This window comes from Amnibacterium sp., assembly GCF_036559085.1.
Taxonomy (GTDB): domain Bacteria; phylum Actinomycetota; class Actinomycetes; order Actinomycetales; family Microbacteriaceae; genus Amnibacterium.
In genome coordinates this window covers 1-17,195 of the sequence record NZ_DATBTU010000031.1, presented here as the reverse complement: position 1 = coordinate 17,195, position 17,195 = coordinate 1, and the positions used below count along the sequence as shown (strand labels likewise).

Here is a 17,195-nt window from a genome sequence, read left to right as displayed (position 1 = left end):
GGCGCCGGCTGGTTCGGGCAGGGCGGCGGCGAGCCCTGGGCCGCGGCGCTCCGAGGCGACCGCGCCCTCTACCTCGTCTCCGGCGAAGGCCGGCGACGCATGGCGGCCGAGCGCTGGGCCGACGACCCGGACGCCGCGGACCTCACCACGCTCATCGGACTCGCGGGCCCGGTGCTCGACATCGGCTGCGGGCCGGGGCGCATGGTGCGCGCAGCCCTCGACGCCGGCCTCGCCGCCCTCGGGGTCGACGTCTCCGCCGCCGCGGTGGAGCACTGCCGCGACGCCGGCCTGCCGGTGCTGCACCGCTCCGTCTTCGCCCGGCTGCCGCACGAAGGGAGCTGGTCCGGCGCCCTGCTGCTCGACGGCAACGTCGGGATCGGCGGTGACGTGGCGGGGCTGCTCGCCCGCTGCCGCGAGCTGCTCGCGATCGGCGGCGCGCTCGTCGTGGAGACCCACGCGGATCCGCACCGCGACACCGTCTCGCTCAGCACCCTCGTCGACGACCTCGGCACCGAGAGCGAGGCGTTCGCCTGGGCGGAGGTCGGCGAGGTGCCGCTGCTCGAGGCCGCCGAGGGCTTCCGCCCCGCCGGCGCCTGGACCGCGGGCGGCCGCCGGTTCACCCGCCTGGTGCGCACCGCCTGAGCTCAGCCCGCCGTCGCGGTCGGCGCCGTCGTGGGTGCCGGAGCGATCTGCACCCCGGCGGACGCCGCGTCCTGCTGCAGCACCCGGGAGCCGAGCGCGGACGGCAGCGGCACCTCGGCCCGCCGTGGCACGAGGATCGCGGGGCACATGATGCCGGGGGTGCGGGTGCCTCGCACGAGGTCGATCACGACCGAGGACGACGTCTCGCGCACGTACACGTCCCGCACCGCGCCGCAGCCCGGCGAGGGCGAGTCCGTCCAGGCGATCCGCACCGAGGTCGACGTCGCGATCGGCGTGGACACCGGCTCCCACGCGGGCCCCCGCCGCACGCCGGCCGGCGGCGTGCCCTGATGCACGGTGAGCCGCACGAGCCCCGCGGTGCCGCTCGGCGTCGGCGTCGGCGAGGCGGGCGCGCTCGATGTCGGCATCGACGTCGGCACCGGTGGCTGGGTGGCGGCGCTGGGCGGCGGCGCGGCGGCGTGCTGCTCGGCGCATCCCGTCAGTGCGGATGCCGTCAGCGGCAAAGTCAGCAGCGCGACCAGGACCATCGATCTGCGCACGACCGCTCCTCCCCCCGGTGCACGGACGGCACCGCGGGCATCCGGCCTACCGCGTCGACCCTCGGATCCGCTGCGACCGCACCATGAGCAGCGCGCAGACCGCCGCCGAGAGCAGGGCCAGCACGGCCCAGAGCAGGGCGAGCCGGAGTCCGTAGTCGAACGGCAGGACCGAGGGGTTCCGGGGCCCGAGCTGCTTGGCGCGGATCTCCGGCAGCACGATCAGGGTCATCACCACGCCGACGACGACGGTGACCTGCAGCACGGCGAGCACCGCGGCCGGCACCCGCCGGCCGACGCCGCGCAGGAGCCGGTTCGCGAGGAACGCCACCGGCGCGAGGATCCCGTCGTGCAGCACGATCGCGGCCACGAGCCACACTGCGAGGCCGGTGAGCCCCTTCGGCCGCACGGTCGCCACGAGGAACGCGGCGCCGACGGCGAGGCCGAGCACCCCGAAGGCGATCAGCACGATCCGGGCGACGCGGATGCCGCGGTTCATCGCGCCTCCAGCGAGGCGAGCCACTTCGTCTGCAGCACGCCCGGCCGGGCGGGGGCGATGAGCCGGGCCGGGTAGCCGTGGTCGAGGTCGAGCGGCGCCCCGTTCAGCTGCAGCGCGACGAGCGTGAGCGGGTCGTCGACGAAGTCCGCCTGGAGCATCGTGACGGCGTAGGCACCGTGCTGGAGGCTTCGCACGGTGAAGTCCCGGCCGGATGCGCCGACGAGGGCGGCGAGGTCGCGGAACGCGACGCCTCGCCAGTCGGCGGACACGCTCCAGCCCTCCACGCAGGCGATCGGGAGGGTGACCGACGTCTGCGGCATCGCGAGCAGCTCGGCGCGGGAGAAGGTGCGGCTGCGATCCCCGGCGCGGACCGTCAGGGTCCAGCCGGCGTCGGTGGCCTTGCCGATCACGCCCGCGGCGCGCGCGGTCTTGTTCACCGGCAGCGCCTGCGGGCCGAGCCGCTGCTGGCGGGGCGCGAAGACGTTCAGGGGCGCGAGCAGCGGCAGGCTCTGCCCCGCCGTCAGCACCACGGCGGCGCCGGCCGCGACGCCGACGGCACCGAGCACGGTGCGCCGGCTCACCGCATCCGGTGCGGGCGGCGCCTTCTCGATCCACCGCTGCACCCCACCGGTCACGCCCCCGGCCCGCGGACGGGCGCCGAGCTCGCCCTCGCCGGACCCGACGGGCCGCAGCTCACCGTCCGGTCCGATCGAGTCCCGGCGACGCCACCAGCGCGCGATCACCGGCAGCTTCACGCCGATGTGGATCGCCAGCGAGGCCACGATCACCCAGGAGAGCGCGAAGTGCACCGCCCGGAAGGAGAAGGTCCACGGGTACCACTGGAAGGTGTTGACCAGGCCGATGGCGAGCTGCACGAGCGACGATGCGACGAACAGCGCGATCGAGGCGCGCTCGAGCACGCCGGCGAGCGTACGCGCGGGCGGCCACCTGAACAGCAGCGGGAAGACCGTGTACAGCTTCCCGAGCAGCAGGGGGATGCAGGCGATCCCGGCGGTGATGTGCACGCCCTGGCTGACCCGGTACAGCCACTCCGGCCGGCTGGGGAAGCCCATCCAGGGCAGCGGGTCCTGCAGGTAGTGGCTGTAGAGGCCGGTCACGAAGCACAGCAGGAACCCGGCGCCGAGCAGCCGGCCGAGCACCACGGCGGTCCGCGGATGCCGGGCGCCGCTCGCGAGCGACGACCGCGCGAGCGCGAACGTGCGCTCGAGGCCGCGCTCGAGGCCGGCGGTCCTCTCGCGTGCATCCATGACCGGTCTTCGGAGCGGCCGAGCCGGACGACGGGCCGCGGCGCCGCCGGTCGATGCGCCGCCGGATGCCAGGATGGCGTCCGTGACGGACGCCCCCGCACGGACCGTGTCCGTCGTCGTGACGGTCCTCGCGCTGTCGGCGGTCACCTGGCTGGTCGCCGGAGCCGGCATCGTGCTCCAACCGGACTGGCCCGGGTGGCTGATCGCCGAGGGAGCCGCCTGGCTGCTGTTCGCGGCCGCCGTCGTCCTGCTGCGCTCGGTCCCGAACCGGATCGTGCCCGCCCTTGTGATCGGCGGGGCGGTCGTCATCGGTGTGGCAGCCCTTGCCGGCCCTCCGGATACGAGCACCGACAGCGCACGCTACGCGTGGGACGGCATCGTGCAGGACGCCGGGATCTCCCCCTATCGCTACGTCCCCGCCGATGCCGCGCTCAGGCCGCTCCGGCCCGACTGGCTGTTCCCCGCGGTGCAGGCCCCGAGCGGCGGCGCGCTGCGCTGCCCGGACTCCGCCGTGCACCGGACGACGCAGGTCGGTGCGAGCGGCATGATCTGCACCGCCATCAACCGGCCGCTCGTGCCCACGATCTATCCGCCGGTGGCCGAGGCGGCCTTCGCGGCGGTGCGCTTCCTCGTCGCGCCCACGGTGGCGTACGGGCCCATGCAGGTGCTCGGGCTGCTCACCGTGCTCGGCACGACCGCCGTGCTGCTCGTCACACTGCGGCGGTCGGGGGATGATCCGCGGAGGGCCGCCTGGTTCGCCTGGTGCCCTCTGGTCGCCTCGGAGGCGGTGACGAACGCCCACGTCGACGGTCTCGCGACCCTGCTCGCGGTCGCCGGCACGGTGCTCGCGCTGCGAGGGGCCACGATCCGCGGAGGCGTCCTGCTCGGCGCCGCGATCACGACGAAGGTCCTGCCGGTGCTCGTCGTGCCGCCGCTGCTGCGCCGGTCCCCCGTCCGCCTCCTCGGTGCCGCGGCCGGCACCGTCGTCGTGGTGTACCTGCCGCATGTCGTCGCCAGCGGGAGCCGGGTGCTCGGCTATCTGCCGGGTTACCTGAACGAGGAGGGCTACGACAACGGGACCCGCTCCGTCCTCGTCTCGTTGATCGTTCCGCCTCCGCTCGTCACGCCGACCTCGGCCCTGCTGCTCGCGGTCGTCACCGTGCTCGTCCTGATCAAGGCGGATCCCGCCGCACCATGGGCCGGTCAGGCCGTCATGATCGGGTCGGCGCTGCTGCTGATCAGCCCTCGCTTCCCCTGGTACGCGCTGCTGCTCACCGCCTTCGCTGCGGCAGCCGGTCGCTGGGAGTGGTTCGCGCTGCCGCTCGTGCTGATCGGAGCCCGCGCAGGGGTCCCCCTGCCCCTGTTCCGAGCGGAGCTCTGCGCGGTCCTCGTCCTCGTCGTCGTGGTCGGCCTGGTGCGCCGCCGGGCGGCGCGGGGGGCACCCCGGTTCCTGAGAGCGGCCTGACCGCACCCATCCGATCCGGGCAGGTCACCGAACCCAGTGCACCTGCTCACATCGAGTCGGGACGAGCACGGTGGAACCGCCACCGGCCAGCTCGCCCGGCCGGAACGGAAAAGAAGTCACATGCGTATCAGCACCAAGGGCGCCGTCGCGGCGCTGTCCGCCGGTCTCGTGGTCGCCGCTCTCGCGGGTTGCTCCGAGCCGAACTCCTCCACGCCGGCCGCGAGCTCGTCCAGCTCCAGCGCCGCCTCGTCGGCCGCTCCGGCGCCCGCCGCCACGCCGACCCCGGTCGCCGAGATCCCGTCGCTCACCGGCGTCCACACCCAGGTCACGCTCGACGCGGGCTTCCTGAAGGCCCTCACGAGCCTCAAGCTCACCCCGGGTGTCGTCGGCACGGCCACCCTCTCGAAGGCGGGCGTCCTCACCTTCCCGATCACGGGCGGCAACGTGAAGTACTTCGACCCCACGAAGTCCTACCGCCCGTACGTGCAGGGCGAGGTCGACCACATGGGTTCCGGCATCTCGCTGTCCGCCGGCGGCAAGAAGGTCGAGCTGACCAACTTCGTCATCGACCCGGGCAGCAACTCCCACCTCTCAGGCGACGTGTCGCTGAACGGCAAGTCGGTCGTCAAGGGCGCGGACCTGTTCCGCCTCGACGGCACCACCCTGAAGCCGCTCTACAAGGACGCCGCAGGCAACGCGGTGCTCGAGGGCACCACGGTGTACATCTCGACCGACGCGGCGGCCCTGCTGGACAAGACGTTCGGCACCACCGCGGTGACCGACCAGCTCAAGGTCGGCATCGCGAAGATCACCGCCAAGTGATCCTCGTCGCACCACCGACGGCCTGACGGGCCGGAACACCACAGCACGACGGCGCCCCGGCGTCCGCTCCCCCACAGCAGGAGCGGACGGCGGGGCGCCGCCGTGTTCCGGGCCGCCCAGGCCGCGCGCCGGAACCGGGCGCTCGCGCTAGGAGATGACGCGGGCGCCGTGCGCCGGGCCGGTCACGCGCAGCACGGTGAGCCGGGCGGCGGACAGTGCGATCTGCAACGACAGCGCCGAGTCGAGGTCCGCGGTGAGGAACGCGATCGACGGACCGGATCCGGAGACCACGCCGGCGAGCGCACCGTTGCGCTCCCCGAGCTCGAGCACCTCGCCGAGCTCCGGCCGGAGGTGCAGCGCCGCCGCCTGCAGGTCGTTGTGCAGCGACTCGGCGAGCATGTGCGGGTCACCGGCCCGCAGCGCCGCGAAGACCGCGGGATCGATGGAGGGCGCACCGACGGGCAGGATGTCCGCCGCGTGCCGCAGCCGGTGCGCGTCGAGCGCGGCGTACACCTCGGGCGTCGACAGCCCCGCGTCCGCGAGCGCGATGATCCACTGGAAGGTGCCTTTGGCGAGCGCGGGGCTCAGCTCGTCGCCCCGGCCGGTGCCGATCGCGGTGCCCCCGGTGAGCGCGAAGGGCACATCCGCACCGAGCTCCGCGCCGAGCTCGAGCAGCTCCTCGCGCGGCAGGCCGAGCCCCCACAGGGCGTCGAGCGCGACCAGGGCGGCCGCGGCATCCGCGGATCCGCCGCCCATGCCGCCCGCGATCGGCACCCGCTTCAGCACCTGCATCCGCGCGCCCCGCCGATGGCCGGTGCGCGCCTGCAGCAGATGCGCGGCCCGGATCACGATGTTCCGGCCGTCGGTCGGCAGGCCGTCCGTCGCGATCGGCCCCGTGAAGGTCAGGCTGAGCTCGTCGTCGGCCTCGGCGCGCAGCTCCTCGAAGAGCCCGACCGCCTGGTACGCGGTCGCGACGTCGTGGTACCCGTCCGGCAGCGCGGCCCCGACGCGCATGAAGAGGTTGATCTTGCCTGGCGCCTTCGCCTGCACGACGTGCCGGGCGGAAGTCACCCGCCCAACCTAGCGAAGCGCCGCGGGATGCCGGATGAGCGCCCTCGACGACGGCGGTCGTGCGACGCGGGAGCATCCCTCAGATCCCTGATGCCCGATCCGCCGGACCGCTCCGGCGGCAGCGCACGGTTCCCCTGGTCGCTCATCGGTGGGTGCAGGTCGATGCTCGCGAGCAGCGCGACCGAGACGCAGCGCCAGGCCGTGCTCGCCGAGGTCACCCCCTGCGAACGGGAGCACCTCAGCAGGCCGTCCGCGCTCGAGCAGGCCCCTCGTTCACCAGGAGCCTGCCGAAGCGCTCGTGGCCTGCCGAGGTGCTCGTGGCTGATGCCTACGGCAGCACCGGTTCGGCGGCCGCCGCGAGCGCCACGAAGTCGTCGACCGACAGCCGCTCGCCCCGCTCGGATGGATCGATGCCGGCGGCGGTGAGGAGCGCATCCGCGGCGGCCGGACCGCCCACCGCGGAGCCGAGCGCCTGCCGCAGGGTCTTGCGGCGCTGGGCGAACGCGGCGTCGACCAGCCGGAACACGCGGTCCCGGGCCGCGGCGTCCCCGCGGACCGGCCCGCGGTCGAAGCGCACGAGCACCGAGTCGACGTTCGGGACCGGCCAGAAGACGCTGCGGCCCACGGTGCCGGCGATCGCGCACCGCCCGTACCAGGCCGCCTTCACGCTCGGTGAGCCGTAGACCTTCGATCCCGGGGGCGCCGCGAGCCGCTCCCCCACCTCGGCCTGCACCATCACCACCGCGGTGGCGAGCGAGGGCACGTCGGCGAGGAGCCGGAGCAGCACCGGCACCGAGACGTTGTAGGGCAGGTTCGCGACGAGCCGCACGGGCTCGCCCGGCACGGGGACCCGGAGCGCGTCACCGGCCACGACCGTGAGCGATCCGGCAGCGCCCGGCGCGAGGTCGGCGACCGTGCCCGGCAGCGCCTCGGCGAGGCGGCGGTCGAGCTCGACCGCGATCACGTGGGCACCCGCCTCGAGCAGGCCGAGGGTCAGCGATCCGAGGCCCGGCCCGATCTCGAGCACGGTCTCGCCCGGCGCGACCTCCGCGAGCCGCACGATGCGGCGCACCGTGTTGCCGTCGTGGACGAAGTTCTGGCCGAGCCTCTTCGTCGGCGCGACGTCGAGCGCATCCGCCAGGCGCCGCACGTCCGCGGCCCCGAGCAGCCGCACCTCGCCTCCGGTGCTCACCGGCCCGACCCTATCGGGCAGCACGCCGCGAGGCCCGGGCCGACGACGTCGACCCGGGCCTCGCGGTGCTGCGGAGCCGCGCTAGACGCGCGCGAGGGACGCGCCGGCCCGCTTGCGGGAGACGGCGTCGACCGTCGCGGCGAGGATCAGCACGCCGCCGGTGATCAGCAGGTTCACGCCGCCGGGCAGGCTGAGCAGGCCGAGGCCGTTGGTGATCGCGGTGATCACGAGCGCACCGACCACGCCCTGCATCAGGCGGCCGCGGCCACCGAAGAGGCTGACGCCACCGACGACCGCCGCCGCGACGCCGTTCAGGACGTCGGTCTGGCCGAAGCTCGATCCGACGACGCCGACCTCGCTGGCCTGGAAGAGGCCGGAGAGCACGGCGAGGGTCGAGCAGAGCACGAACGCGGAGATGCGGATCGCCGCGACGTTGATGCCCGCGCGCCTCGCGGCCTCGGGGTTGCCACCCACGGCGTAGAGGTGCAGACCCCAGCGGGTGCGGTCGAGCACCTGCGTCGCGATCCAGAGGATGGCGACGACGATCGGGACGACGATCGGCACACCGGACACCGAGACGACCGACACCGAGCGGTCCTGGTTCAGCAGGTACACGAGCACGCCGACGACGATCGCGATGATGCCGACGCGGATGAACAGCAGGCTGAGCGCGCGCACCGGCACGCCGGCACGGAGCCGGCGGCTGCGGTCGTAGAACGCGCTGCCGAGCGAGACGAGCACGATCACCGCCCACATCGCCCAGCCGGCCCAGGCCGGCATGTTGCTGTTCTCGATCGCGAGGATCGAGGGATCCGTGATCCGGTACGAGTTCCCGTTGCCGAGCAGGATGAGCTGCAGGCCCTGGAAGCCGAGGAACAGACCCAGGGTGACGACGAACGACGGGATGCCGACCTTCGCCACGAAGTAGCCGATGAACAGGCCGATGACGACGCCGACGACGAGGGACACCAGCAGCGCGATCGGCCAGGAGATCTTCATCGCATCGTTGAGCTGCACGAACACGGCCATGCCGACACCTGCCGTGACGCCGGCGGACAGGTCGATCTCCGCGATGAGGATCACGAACACGAGCGCGACGGCCAGCATCGCGAGGAACGCGGTCTGCGTGATCAGGTTCGCGACGTTCAGGAGCCCGAGGAAGTCGCCAGAGGTCAGGAACTGGAACAGGATGCAGAGCACGATGAAACCGCCGATGGCCGGCAGCATCCCCATCTCACCCGAGCGCACCCGGGAGATGTAGGCGCGGACCTGGTCCTGGATCGACCCCTCGTAGCCGGTCGCGATCCCAGGAGGGGTCGCACCGCCTGCGGTGTCGATCGCGGTGGCGAGCTCCGGATCCGGGACCTTGTTGTCCGTCGCGGTCATCGCGCTGCTCCCTGCAGGTTCGGCTCGGACGACTTCAGGCCGGTGATGTATCCGATGACGTCGTTGTTGGTCGTCTCCTTCGTCTTCAGCTCGGCGACCATGGTGCCCAGGTAGAGCACGTTGATGTGGTCGGCGACCTGGAAGACGTCGGCGATGTTGTGGCTGATGATGAGCACGCCGACGCCCTGGTCGGCGAGTCGACGGACCAGGTTCAGCACCTGCTCCGTCTGGGCGACGCCGAGCGCGGCGGTCGGCTCGTCGAGGATGACGACCTTCGCCTTCTGCAGCACCGCGCGGGCGATGGCGACGGTCTGCCGCTGGCCACCGGACAGGGACGACACCTTCTGCCGCACCGACTTCATGGTGCGGACGGACAGGGATCCGAGGGTCGCGGACGCGTGCTTCTCCATCTCGCCGTTGCTGAGGGTGCCCTGGTGGACCTCCTCGCGGCCGAGGAACATGTTCTGGACGATGTCGAGGTTCTCGCAGAGCGCGAGGTCCTGGTAGACGACCTCGATGCCGAGCTTCGACGCCTGCGTCGGGGTGCTGAGGGACACGACCTGGCCCTCGACGACCATCTCGCCGGAGTCGTAGGGCTGCACACCGGCGAGCCCCTTGATCAGGGTCGACTTGCCGGCACCGTTGTCGCCGACGAGGGCGCTGACCTCACCGGGGTAGATCTTGAGGTTCACCCCCTTCAGCACGTCCACGGGTCCGAAGCTCTTGCGGATGTCTCTCAGTTCGATGATCGGGGCGACCATGCCCACTCCTTCCGATCCCGTGCCGTTCGGCGCGGTCGCGAACATACGGGAAGCCTGCGGGCCCCGCCACACCTGAATAGGGTGCGACGGGACCCGCAGGCCGGGGTTCCTGACGGACTACTTGACGCCGTACTTGGCGCAAGCGGCCGCGACGTTGCCCGTGCAGATCGCGGCTGCCGTGGCGTTGCCGTCCTGCACGACCTTCTCGACGCCGGAAGCCGTGGTGTTGATCGGCGTCTCGAGGAACGCGGGGACACCGTCCTGCGTCGTCGGGGCGCTGGGCTTCTGACCCTTCAGCAGGTCGATGGCCACCTGCGACGCCTGGCCGGCCTCGAGCTGGTACGGCTTGTAGACCGTGCCGGTCTGCTTGCCGAGCAGGATGTTCTGCAGACCCGGGATCGACGCGTCCTGGCCGGAGGTCGGGACGACCTTCTTGTACTTGTCGAGCACCGTGATGACGGCCGCGTTGTTCGCGTCGTTGGCGGTCCAGACCGCGTCGATGTTGCCCTTCAGGGCCGTGTACGCCTGCGCGAACTCGGTGCCGGACTTCGTCGCGTCCCAGGTGCCCTTCGGGGAGAAGGCGCACTTGATGCCGGCGGCGGACATGGTGTCCGTCGCGCCCTTGAGGAAGAACGCCGCGTTGCCGTCGGTCGGGTCACCGGACATGCAGACGACCTTCGCCGTCTTGGGGTCCTTCTTCTCGGCCTTGAGGCCGTCGACGATCATCTGACCCTCGAGGTTGCCGACCTTCGTGTTGTCGAAGGAGACGTAGTAGTCGGCGCCGGCGATCGGGCGGTCGTACGCGATGACCGGGACGCCCTGCGCGTGGGCCTTGGTGAGCACCTGCGCGCCGGCGCCGTTGAGGTCGACGAGCAGCATGACGCCGCAGCCCTTGCTGAGCTGCGCGGCCGCGATGGTCGCGTACTGGGTCGTGCTGTTGTGGGCGTTCTGGATGTCGGCGGTGAATCCGGCGTCGGTGAGCGCCTTGTTCAGGGCGGGGCGGTCGCCGTTCTCCCAGCGGGGGGAGGACTCGGTGTCGGGGAGGATCACGCAGGCGCGCTTCGAGACGGCCTTCACGTTGCCGCCGCTGCTGGAGCTGGAGCTGCTCGAGGAACCGGAGCCACCGGCCGAACAGCCGGCGAGGAGGAGGGTCGAGGTTGCGACGACCGTCGCGACCCCGAGGAGAGTTTTCTTCAAGGCTTCGTCACCTGTTTTCTGTCGGCGCCAGGACGGACCCGCGCGCATTCCTCGACGCCGAGGAACCCCCGAACTCTAGGCAAATACCCAGTCACAGTTCGGCCAGTACTAATAACGATTGAGTAACAACAAATCCCCCGAAGCCCCCTCCGGCGTCTGGCAGAGTGACTCGCGGCCGCTTCTCATCCGCTCCGAGGGAGGCGGGCCGCGAGCGGAGGATCATGCGGTTCACGGACGGCTTCTGGCTGCTGCGCCCGGGCGTCACCGCGCACTACGGGCGCGAGGCCTACGACCTCGAGCGATCCGACGACGCCCTGGTGGTGACCGCGCCGACGAAGGTCATCGCCACCCGGGGCGACACCCTGAATCTGCCGGTGCTCACCGTGACGGTCGCGCCGCATCTGCCCGGCGTCATCCGCGTCCGGATCGTGCACCACGCCGGCGGTGGGGAGCCGCTCCGCTTCGATGTGGCACCCGCGGACGGCAGCGGCGAGGTGCGGCTCGACGCGGAGGGAGGCTCGGCGGTCGTCCGCAGCGGCGACCTCGAGGCACGCGTCACGCGCGGCGCCCCCTGGAACCTCGAGTTCTCGGCCGGGGGCGTGCCGCTCACCGGCAGCGGCGCGAAGTCGCAGGCGTGGGTCCGGCTCGCCCCGGACGCGGTCGTCGACCGGCCCCCCGTCGGCGTGCCGATCGCCGGCAGCTACGTGCACGAGCAGCTCGACCTCGGCGTCGGCACCCACGTGTACGGGCTCGGCGAGCGCTTCGGACCGCTGATCAAGAACGGCCAGACGGTGGAGGTCTGGAACGCCGACGGCGGCACCTCCAGCGAGCAGGCCTACAAGAACGTGCCGTTCTATCTGACCGACCGCGGGTACGGCGTCTTCGTGAACGAGCCGGGGCACGTGTCCTTCGAGGTCGGCTCCGAGGCCGTGCAGCGGGTGCAGTTCTCGGTGCCCGGCGAGTCGCTCGAGTACTTCGTGATCGCCGGATCGACGCCGGCGGCGATCCTCGAGCGCTACACCGCGCTCACCGGCCGCCCGGCGGAGGTGCCGGCGTGGAGCTACGGGCCGTGGCTCAGCACGAGCTTCACCACCGACTACGACGAGGCGACGGTCGACTCCTTCCTCGACGGGATGCGCGACCGCGACCTGCCGCTGTCGGCCTTCCATTTCGACTGCTTCTGGATGCGCGAGTTCGACTGGTCGGACTTCACCTGGGACGCGCGCGTCTTCCCGGACCCCGAGGGGATGATCCGGCGCCTGCACGACCGCGGGCTGAAGGTGTCGGTCTGGACGAACCCCTACATCGCGCAGCGCGCGGCCCTCTTCGCGGAGGCGGCCGAGGCCGGCTACCTCCTGAAGCGGCCGGACGGCAGCGTGTGGCAGTGGGACCTCTGGCAGGCCGGGATGGGGATCGTCGACTTCACGAACGACGACGCCGTCGCGTGGTTCCAGGAGAAGCTCCGCGCGGTGCTGCGGCAGGGCGTCGACGCGCTGAAGACCGACTTCGGCGAGCGCATCCCCCTCGACGTCGTCTACGCGGACGGGTCGGATCCGGCCCGGATGCACAACCTCTACACCGAGCGCTACAACGCGGCGGTGCACGAGCTGCTCGAGCAGGAGCGGCCGGGCGAGGCCGTGCTCTTCGCCCGCTCGGCGACCGCGGGCGGTCAGAAGCACCCGGTGCACTGGGGCGGCGACTCGACGTCGACCTTCAGCTCGATGGCGGAGACGCTGCGCGCCGGCCTGTCGCTCTCGCTGTCCGGCTTCGGGTTCTGGAGCCACGACATCGGCGGCTTCGAGGGGACGCCGGATGCGGCGGTCTTCAAGCGCTGGACGCCGTTCGGGCTGCTGTCGAGCCACAGCCGGTTCCACGGCTCCGACTCGTACCGGGTGCCGTGGCTGTTCGACGACGACGAGGACGCCGAGGGCAGCGCCGTGCGGGTCACGCGCCGCTTCGCGAAGCTGAAGAACCGGCTCGCGCCCTACCTGATCGAGGCCGGGCGCGAGGCGGCGGCCTCCGGGCTGCCCGTGATGCGGCCGATGGTCCTGGCGTTCCCGGACGACCCGACCAGCGCCTACCTCGACCGGCAGTACCTGCTCGGCCCGGACCTGCTCGTCGCGCCGGTCTTCACGGAGTCGGGCGAGGTCGAGCTCTACCTGCCGGCAGGCACCTGGACCTCGCTGCTCACGGGTGAGCGGGTGACGGGCGGCGGCTGGCGTCGCGAGCGCCACGGCTTCGAGTCCCTGCCGCTGTACGTGCGCGAGGGTGCGGTGCTGCCGATGGGCGCACGCGAGGACCGGCCCGACACGGACCACCTCGACGGCCTCACCCTGCGCGCGTTCCCCGGCGCCGCCGGCACCCGCACGGTGCGGGTGGGCGACGCGACCTTCACGGTCGAGACGACGGACGACGCGGTGGTCGCGAGCGGCCCGGACGGCTCGTGGTCGCTGCAGGTCGGCGATGCGGTCGCGGCGGCCGAGGGCGGCACGGCGACGCTGCCCCGCTGACCGACGGGCCGTTTCGGACACGGATGGGCGTCATCGGACGCCCGGAACGCCCGGAACCGCCCGTCCTCACATCCGCGCCGTCGTACGGTGACGGGATCCGTGGCGAGGAGGAACGCATGAGCGACGACGACGTCGAGGTCCGGCTCGATGAGTGGTGGACCACCCTGTGCATCGCCTACGGGCTCGACGACGTGCCGCCCGTCCGCGACGCGATCCTCGGGCTGGCGGGGGTCGCGGCGCACAACGTCGTCCGGCCGGCTGCGCCGATCACCACCTTCCTCGCGGGCTACGCCGCCGGACGCGCGGGCGGCTCCGCGGAGGACGTCGCGGCGGCGATCGCGACGGCGAGGGCCGCCGTCCCGCGGTGACCGGCGACCTCGACTGGGACGCGGCGCGGGATGCCGCGCTGCACGCCTTCGCCCCGCTGCCCGTCGCGACGCTCCGCCTGGCCGTCGCACGCCATGCGGCGCCGGCGGCCGACGTGCGCGCACCCGGGCCGCTCCCCCACTACGACTCCTCCGCGATGGACGGCTGGGTGGTCCGTGGCGGGGGACCCTGGCGGCTCGTCCCCACCGGCGCGGTGCTGCGGGATGGCGGCGCGGCGGTGGTCGTGACGGGTGGCGCGGTGCCGCCCGAGGCCACGGCGGTGGTGCCCGTCGAGCGCGGATCCGTGCAGGACGGGACGCTCACCGCCGATGCACCGAGACCGGGCGCGCACATCCGCCGCGAGGGCGAGGAGGCGGACGCCGGCAGCGTGCTCGTCACCGCGGGCACCCGCCTCAGCCCGGCGCACCTCGCGATGCTCGCGGTCGCCGGCCTCGACGAGGTGCGCGCGCGGCGGGCGCCCGCGGTCACGGCGGTGCTCACCGGCGACGAGGTGGTGCTCTCGGGGATGCCCGGGCCGGGCCGGGTGCGGGACGCGTTCGGCACCATGATCCCCGCCGCGGTCACGGGCCTCGGCGCAGCCGCGGCGACGACGCTGCGCTGCGGCGACGACCCGGCTGCGATCGCGGCGGCGATCCGTAGCAGCACCGCGGATGTGGTCGTGACGGTCGGCGGTACCGGCCGCTCCGGCGCCGACCGCCTCCGCGAGGCCCTCGCGGTCTGCGGCGCCGAGACGGTGTTCGAGGGCGTCGCGATGCGGCCGGGGCATCCGGCGCTGCTCGTCCGGCTCGACGACGGGCGGCCGCTGCTCGCACTGCCCGGCAACCCGCTCGCCGCGGTGGTCGTGCTGCTGTCGTTCCTGCCGCCACTGCTCGCGGGACTCACCGGCGCGACGGCGGAGCCGCTGCCGACGGCGCCTGCCGGGGAGGAGCTGCCCGGCTGGCCCGGCGGCACCTCGGTGCTCCCGGCGCGACGCGCATCCGCGGGCCTCACGCGGGCCGCCGCGGTCCGCCCGAACATGCTCCGCGGCCTCGCGGCGGCCGACGTGCTCGCCGTCGTCCCGCCCGGCGGCGCCCCAGCGGGCGCGCCGATCCGCTGCATCCCGCTTCCCTGGTGACCCGAACCGCTGCGCAATCGACGGAGGAACCGCGCGCAGGGGACCAGGTCATGCCGATCCATGGGCCTTCGGCGCAGGAACTCCGTCGATCGCGCAGTGTGCCCGTCGCGCTGCGACGGAATCAGGCGGGGACGGGCTCCCCGGCGTTCGCGGTGACCGCGGCGCGCTCCAGGCGGATGGTGAGGCTCTTCGACGTCGGGGTGTTGCTCGTGTCCGCCACCGAGTCGAGCGGCACGAGCACGTTCGTCTCCGGGTAGTAGGCCGCCGCGCATCCGACGGGCGTGTTGTACGCGACCGTGCGCCAGCCCTCCGCGCGCCGCTCCGAGCCGTCCGGCGCCTCCGACACGAGGTCGACGAGGTCGCCGTCGGCGAGGCCGCGCGCCGCGAGGTCCTTCGCGTTCACCAGCACCACCTTGCGGCCGCCGTGGATGCCGCGGTACCGGTCGTCCTTGCCGTAGATCGTGGTGTTGTACTGGTCGTGGGCGCGCAGCGTCTGCAGGATCAGCCGCCCCTCCGGCACCTTCGGGTACTCGAGCTCGTTCACCGTGAACTTCGCCTTGCCGGTGTCGGTCGAGAAGGAGCGGCTGTCGCGCGGGCCGTGCGGCAGCACGAACCCGCCCGGCATCCCGAGCTTCTCCTCGTAGGCGTCGAAGCCCGGGATCACGTGCTCGATGTGGGTCCGGATGCGCCGGTAGTCGCCCGCGAGTCCGCGCCAGTCGACCTTCGCCGTGTCGGGGCGGCCGCGCAGCACCCGCTCGGCGAGGCCCGCGACGATCGCGACCTCGCTGCGGAGGTGCTTGCTCGCGGGCTTCAGGCTGCCCTGGGACTCGTGCACCATGCTCATCGAGTCCTCGACGGTGACCATCTGCGGCCCGGTGGCCTGCACGTCCTTCTCCGTGCGGCCGAGCGTCGGCAGGATGAGGGCGCGCTTGCCCGTGACGATGTGGGAGCGGTTCAGCTTCGTCGACACCTGCACGGTGAGCCGCAGCGAGCGCATCGCCGCCTCGGTCGCGGCCGTGTCGGGCGTGGCCTTCGCGAAGTTGCCGCCCATCCCGAAGAACACCTTGATCGTGCCGTCCCGCATCCCGCGGATGGCGCCGACCGTGTCCACGCCGTGCTCTCGGGGTGAGGAGAAGGAGAACTCCGCGTCGAGCTTGTCGTGGAAGGCCGCCGGCATCTGCTCCCAGATGCCCATCGTGCGGTCGCCCTGCACGTTCGAGTGGCCGCGCACCGGGCAGAGGCCCGCGCCCGGCTTGCCGATGTCGCCGCGCAGCAGCAGCAGGTTCACGACGTCACGGAGCATCGCGACCGAGTGCTTGTGCTGGGTGAGCCCCATCGCCCAGCAGACGATGTTGCCCTTCGAGGCGGCCATCAGCTCGGCGACCTTGCGGATCTGCTTCCGGGTCAGCCCGGTCGCCTCCTCCACGTCGGCCCAGTCGAGCGCCGCCATCGCGTCCCGGTAGGCCGCGAAGCCCTGCGTGTAGTGCTCGATGAAGTCGTGGTCGAGCACGTCGCCGCCGCGCTGCGCGTCCAGCTCGATGAGCACCTTGCCGAGCGCCTGGAACAGCGCCTGATCGCCGCCGAGCTTGATCTGCAGGAACGTGTCGGCGAGGTCCGTGCCGCGGAACACCATCCCCTTCACCGTCTGCGGGTTGTCGAAGTGCAGCAGGCCGGCCTCGCGCAGCGGGTTCACCGCGACGATCACGGCGCCCTGCTTCTTCGCCTTCTCGAGCGAGGTGAGCATCCGCGGATGGTTCGTGCCCGGGTTCTGCCCGGCGATCAGGATGAGGCCGGCGGTCTCGATGTCGACGAGCGTGACGGAGCCCTTGCCGATGCCGATCGTCTCGCCGAGGGCGGCGCCGCTCGACTCGTGGCACATGTTCGAGCAGTCGGGCAGATTGTTCGTGCCGAGCGCGCGGGCGAACAGCTGGTAGAGGAAGGCCGCCTCGTTCGAGGTGCGGCCCGAGGTGTAGAACACGGCCTCGTCGGGGCTGTCGAGGGCGTCGAGCTCGTCGGCGATCACGTCGAAGGCCCGCTCCCACGACACCGGGCGGTAGTGGGTGTCACCCGCCTCGAGCAGCATCGGATGGGTGAGGCGGCCCTGCTTGCCGAGTGCGAAGTCGTCCCAGTCCTCGAGCTCCGCGACGGGGTGCGCGGCGAAGAACGCCGGCGGCACGCGCCGCGTGGTGGCCTCCTCGGCGACGGCCTTCGCGCCGTTCTCGCAGAACTCCGCGGTGTGCCGGCGGTGCGCGGGATCCGGCCACGCGCAGCCCATGCAGTCGAAGCCGGTGACCTGGTTGACCTTCAGCAGCGTCTTCGCGGTG

15 protein-coding genes are annotated in these 17,195 nt (G+C 72.7%); 6 read left to right on the top strand and 9 right to left on the bottom strand.

The genetic code is table 11. The features are described 5' to 3' along the window. The coding region (locus tag VIG76_RS05635) for a methyltransferase domain-containing protein (protein ID WP_331951955.1) at positions 1–642 on the top strand (642 nt) is incomplete at its 5' end. 2 nt (positions 643–644) lie between these two features. Here VIG76_RS05635 and VIG76_RS05630 read toward each other — a convergent pair. From VIG76_RS05630 to VIG76_RS05620, 3 genes are read right to left on the bottom strand one after another with little or no spacing between them, the layout of a single operon-like run. After that, a complete protein-coding gene (locus tag VIG76_RS05630; protein WP_331951953.1) occupies positions 645–1,202 on the bottom strand; it encodes a hypothetical protein in 558 nt (185 codons plus the stop codon). A gap of 46 nt (positions 1,203–1,248) precedes the next feature. Further along, a complete protein-coding gene (locus VIG76_RS05625; protein ID WP_331951951.1) occupies positions 1,249–1,698 on the bottom strand; it encodes a hypothetical protein in 450 nt (149 codons plus the stop codon). Further along, a complete protein-coding gene (locus VIG76_RS05620) occupies positions 1,695–2,966 on the bottom strand; it encodes a molybdopterin-dependent oxidoreductase (protein ID WP_331951949.1) in 1,272 nt (423 codons plus the stop codon). Before VIG76_RS05620 ends, VIG76_RS05625 begins: the two co-directional genes overlap by 4 nt. Before the next feature lie 82 nt (positions 2,967–3,048). On the opposite strand from VIG76_RS05620, the gene VIG76_RS05615 reads away from it, so the two are divergent. Together VIG76_RS05615 and VIG76_RS05610 are read left to right on the top strand one after the other, a co-directional pair. Then, complete coding sequence (locus VIG76_RS05615; protein ID WP_331951947.1) at positions 3,049–4,431, top strand: glycosyltransferase 87 family protein; 1,383 nt, start codon at positions 3,049–3,051, stop codon at positions 4,429–4,431. 120 nt (positions 4,432–4,551) lie between these two features. Continuing rightward, positions 4,552–5,253 carry a hypothetical protein gene (locus VIG76_RS05610; protein WP_331951945.1) on the top strand — a complete coding sequence of 234 codons (702 nt, stop codon included), beginning with the start codon at positions 4,552–4,554 and terminating at the stop codon, positions 5,251–5,253. Positions 5,254–5,400: 147 nt separating this feature from the next. Here VIG76_RS05610 and VIG76_RS05605 read toward each other — a convergent pair whose 3' ends face one another. The 5 genes from VIG76_RS05605 to VIG76_RS05585 all read right to left on the bottom strand — a co-directional run bounded on the left by VIG76_RS05605 (position 5,401) and on the right by VIG76_RS05585 (position 10,860). Further along, positions 5,401–6,324, bottom strand: a complete 924-nt coding sequence (locus VIG76_RS05605; RefSeq protein ID WP_331951943.1) for a 4-(cytidine 5'-diphospho)-2-C-methyl-D-erythritol kinase — start codon at positions 6,322–6,324, stop codon at positions 5,401–5,403. 328 nt (positions 6,325–6,652) lie between these two features. Then, entirely contained in the window at positions 6,653–7,516 is an 864-nt protein-coding gene (gene rsmA, locus VIG76_RS05600; RefSeq protein ID WP_331951941.1) for a 16S rRNA (adenine(1518)-N(6)/adenine(1519)-N(6))-dimethyltransferase RsmA, read from the bottom strand. An 81-nt stretch (positions 7,517–7,597) separates the two neighbouring features. Continuing rightward, positions 7,598–8,902: a sugar ABC transporter permease gene (locus tag VIG76_RS05595; protein ID WP_331951939.1), complete on the bottom strand. Its 1,305-nt coding sequence runs from the start codon at positions 8,900–8,902 to the stop codon at positions 7,598–7,600. Further along, positions 8,899–9,663 carry an ATP-binding cassette domain-containing protein gene (locus tag VIG76_RS05590; RefSeq protein WP_331951937.1) on the bottom strand — a complete coding sequence of 255 codons (765 nt, stop codon included), beginning with the start codon at positions 9,661–9,663 and terminating at the stop codon, positions 8,899–8,901. The genes VIG76_RS05595 and VIG76_RS05590 overlap by 4 nt, the downstream gene beginning before the upstream one ends. 117 nt (positions 9,664–9,780) lie before the next feature. Next, positions 9,781–10,860 carry a sugar ABC transporter substrate-binding protein gene (locus VIG76_RS05585; RefSeq protein WP_331951935.1) on the bottom strand — a complete coding sequence of 360 codons (1,080 nt, stop codon included), beginning with the start codon at positions 10,858–10,860 and terminating at the stop codon, positions 9,781–9,783. Positions 10,861–11,081: 221 nt separating this feature from the next. Here VIG76_RS05585 and yicI point away from each other — a divergent pair, with 221 nt between their 5' ends. The 3 genes from yicI to VIG76_RS05570 all read left to right on the top strand — a co-directional run bounded on the left by yicI (position 11,082) and on the right by VIG76_RS05570 (position 14,871). Further along, a complete protein-coding gene (yicI, locus tag VIG76_RS05580; protein WP_331951933.1) occupies positions 11,082–13,370 on the top strand; it encodes an alpha-xylosidase in 2,289 nt (762 codons plus the stop codon). A gap of 116 nt (positions 13,371–13,486) precedes the next feature. Next, positions 13,487–13,738 (top strand): DUF6457 domain-containing protein, encoded by a 252-nt coding sequence (locus VIG76_RS05575; protein ID WP_331951931.1) that lies wholly within the window; start codon positions 13,487–13,489, stop codon positions 13,736–13,738. Further along, the gene (locus tag VIG76_RS05570) at positions 13,735–14,871 is read left to right on the top strand and encodes a molybdopterin molybdotransferase MoeA (protein WP_331951929.1); all 1,137 of its coding nucleotides are present in this window, start codon (positions 13,735–13,737) and stop codon (positions 14,869–14,871) included. The genes VIG76_RS05575 and VIG76_RS05570 overlap by 4 nt, the downstream gene beginning before the upstream one ends. Positions 14,872–14,992: 121 nt before the next feature. On the opposite strand, the gene VIG76_RS05565 is transcribed toward VIG76_RS05570, so the two are convergent. Continuing rightward, the coding region (locus VIG76_RS05565) for an FdhF/YdeP family oxidoreductase (RefSeq protein ID WP_331951927.1) at positions 14,993–17,195 on the bottom strand (2,203 nt) is incomplete at its 5' end.

Excerpts from the sequence above, each read along its gene's own strand:
- VIG76_RS05625 (WP_331951951.1), bottom strand. The coding sequence starts at position 1,698 with ATGAACCGCGGCATCCGCGTCGCCCGGATCGTGCTGATCGCCTTCGGG.
- VIG76_RS05620 (WP_331951949.1), bottom strand. The coding sequence starts at position 2,966 with ATGGATGCACGCGAGAGGACCGCCGGCCTCGAGCGCGGCCTCGAGCGC.
- VIG76_RS05610 (WP_331951945.1), top strand. The coding sequence starts at position 4,552 with ATGCGTATCAGCACCAAGGGCGCCGTCGCGGCGCTGTCCGCCGGTCTC.
- VIG76_RS05595 (WP_331951939.1), bottom strand. The coding sequence starts at position 8,902 with ATGACCGCGACGGACAACAAGGTCCCGGATCCGGAGCTCGCCACCGCG.
- VIG76_RS05590 (WP_331951937.1), bottom strand. The coding sequence starts at position 9,663 with ATGGTCGCCCCGATCATCGAACTGAGAGACATCCGCAAGAGCTTCGGA.
- yicI (WP_331951933.1), top strand. The coding sequence starts at position 11,082 with ATGCGGTTCACGGACGGCTTCTGGCTGCTGCGCCCGGGCGTCACCGCG.
- VIG76_RS05575 (WP_331951931.1), top strand. The coding sequence starts at position 13,487 with ATGAGCGACGACGACGTCGAGGTCCGGCTCGATGAGTGGTGGACCACC.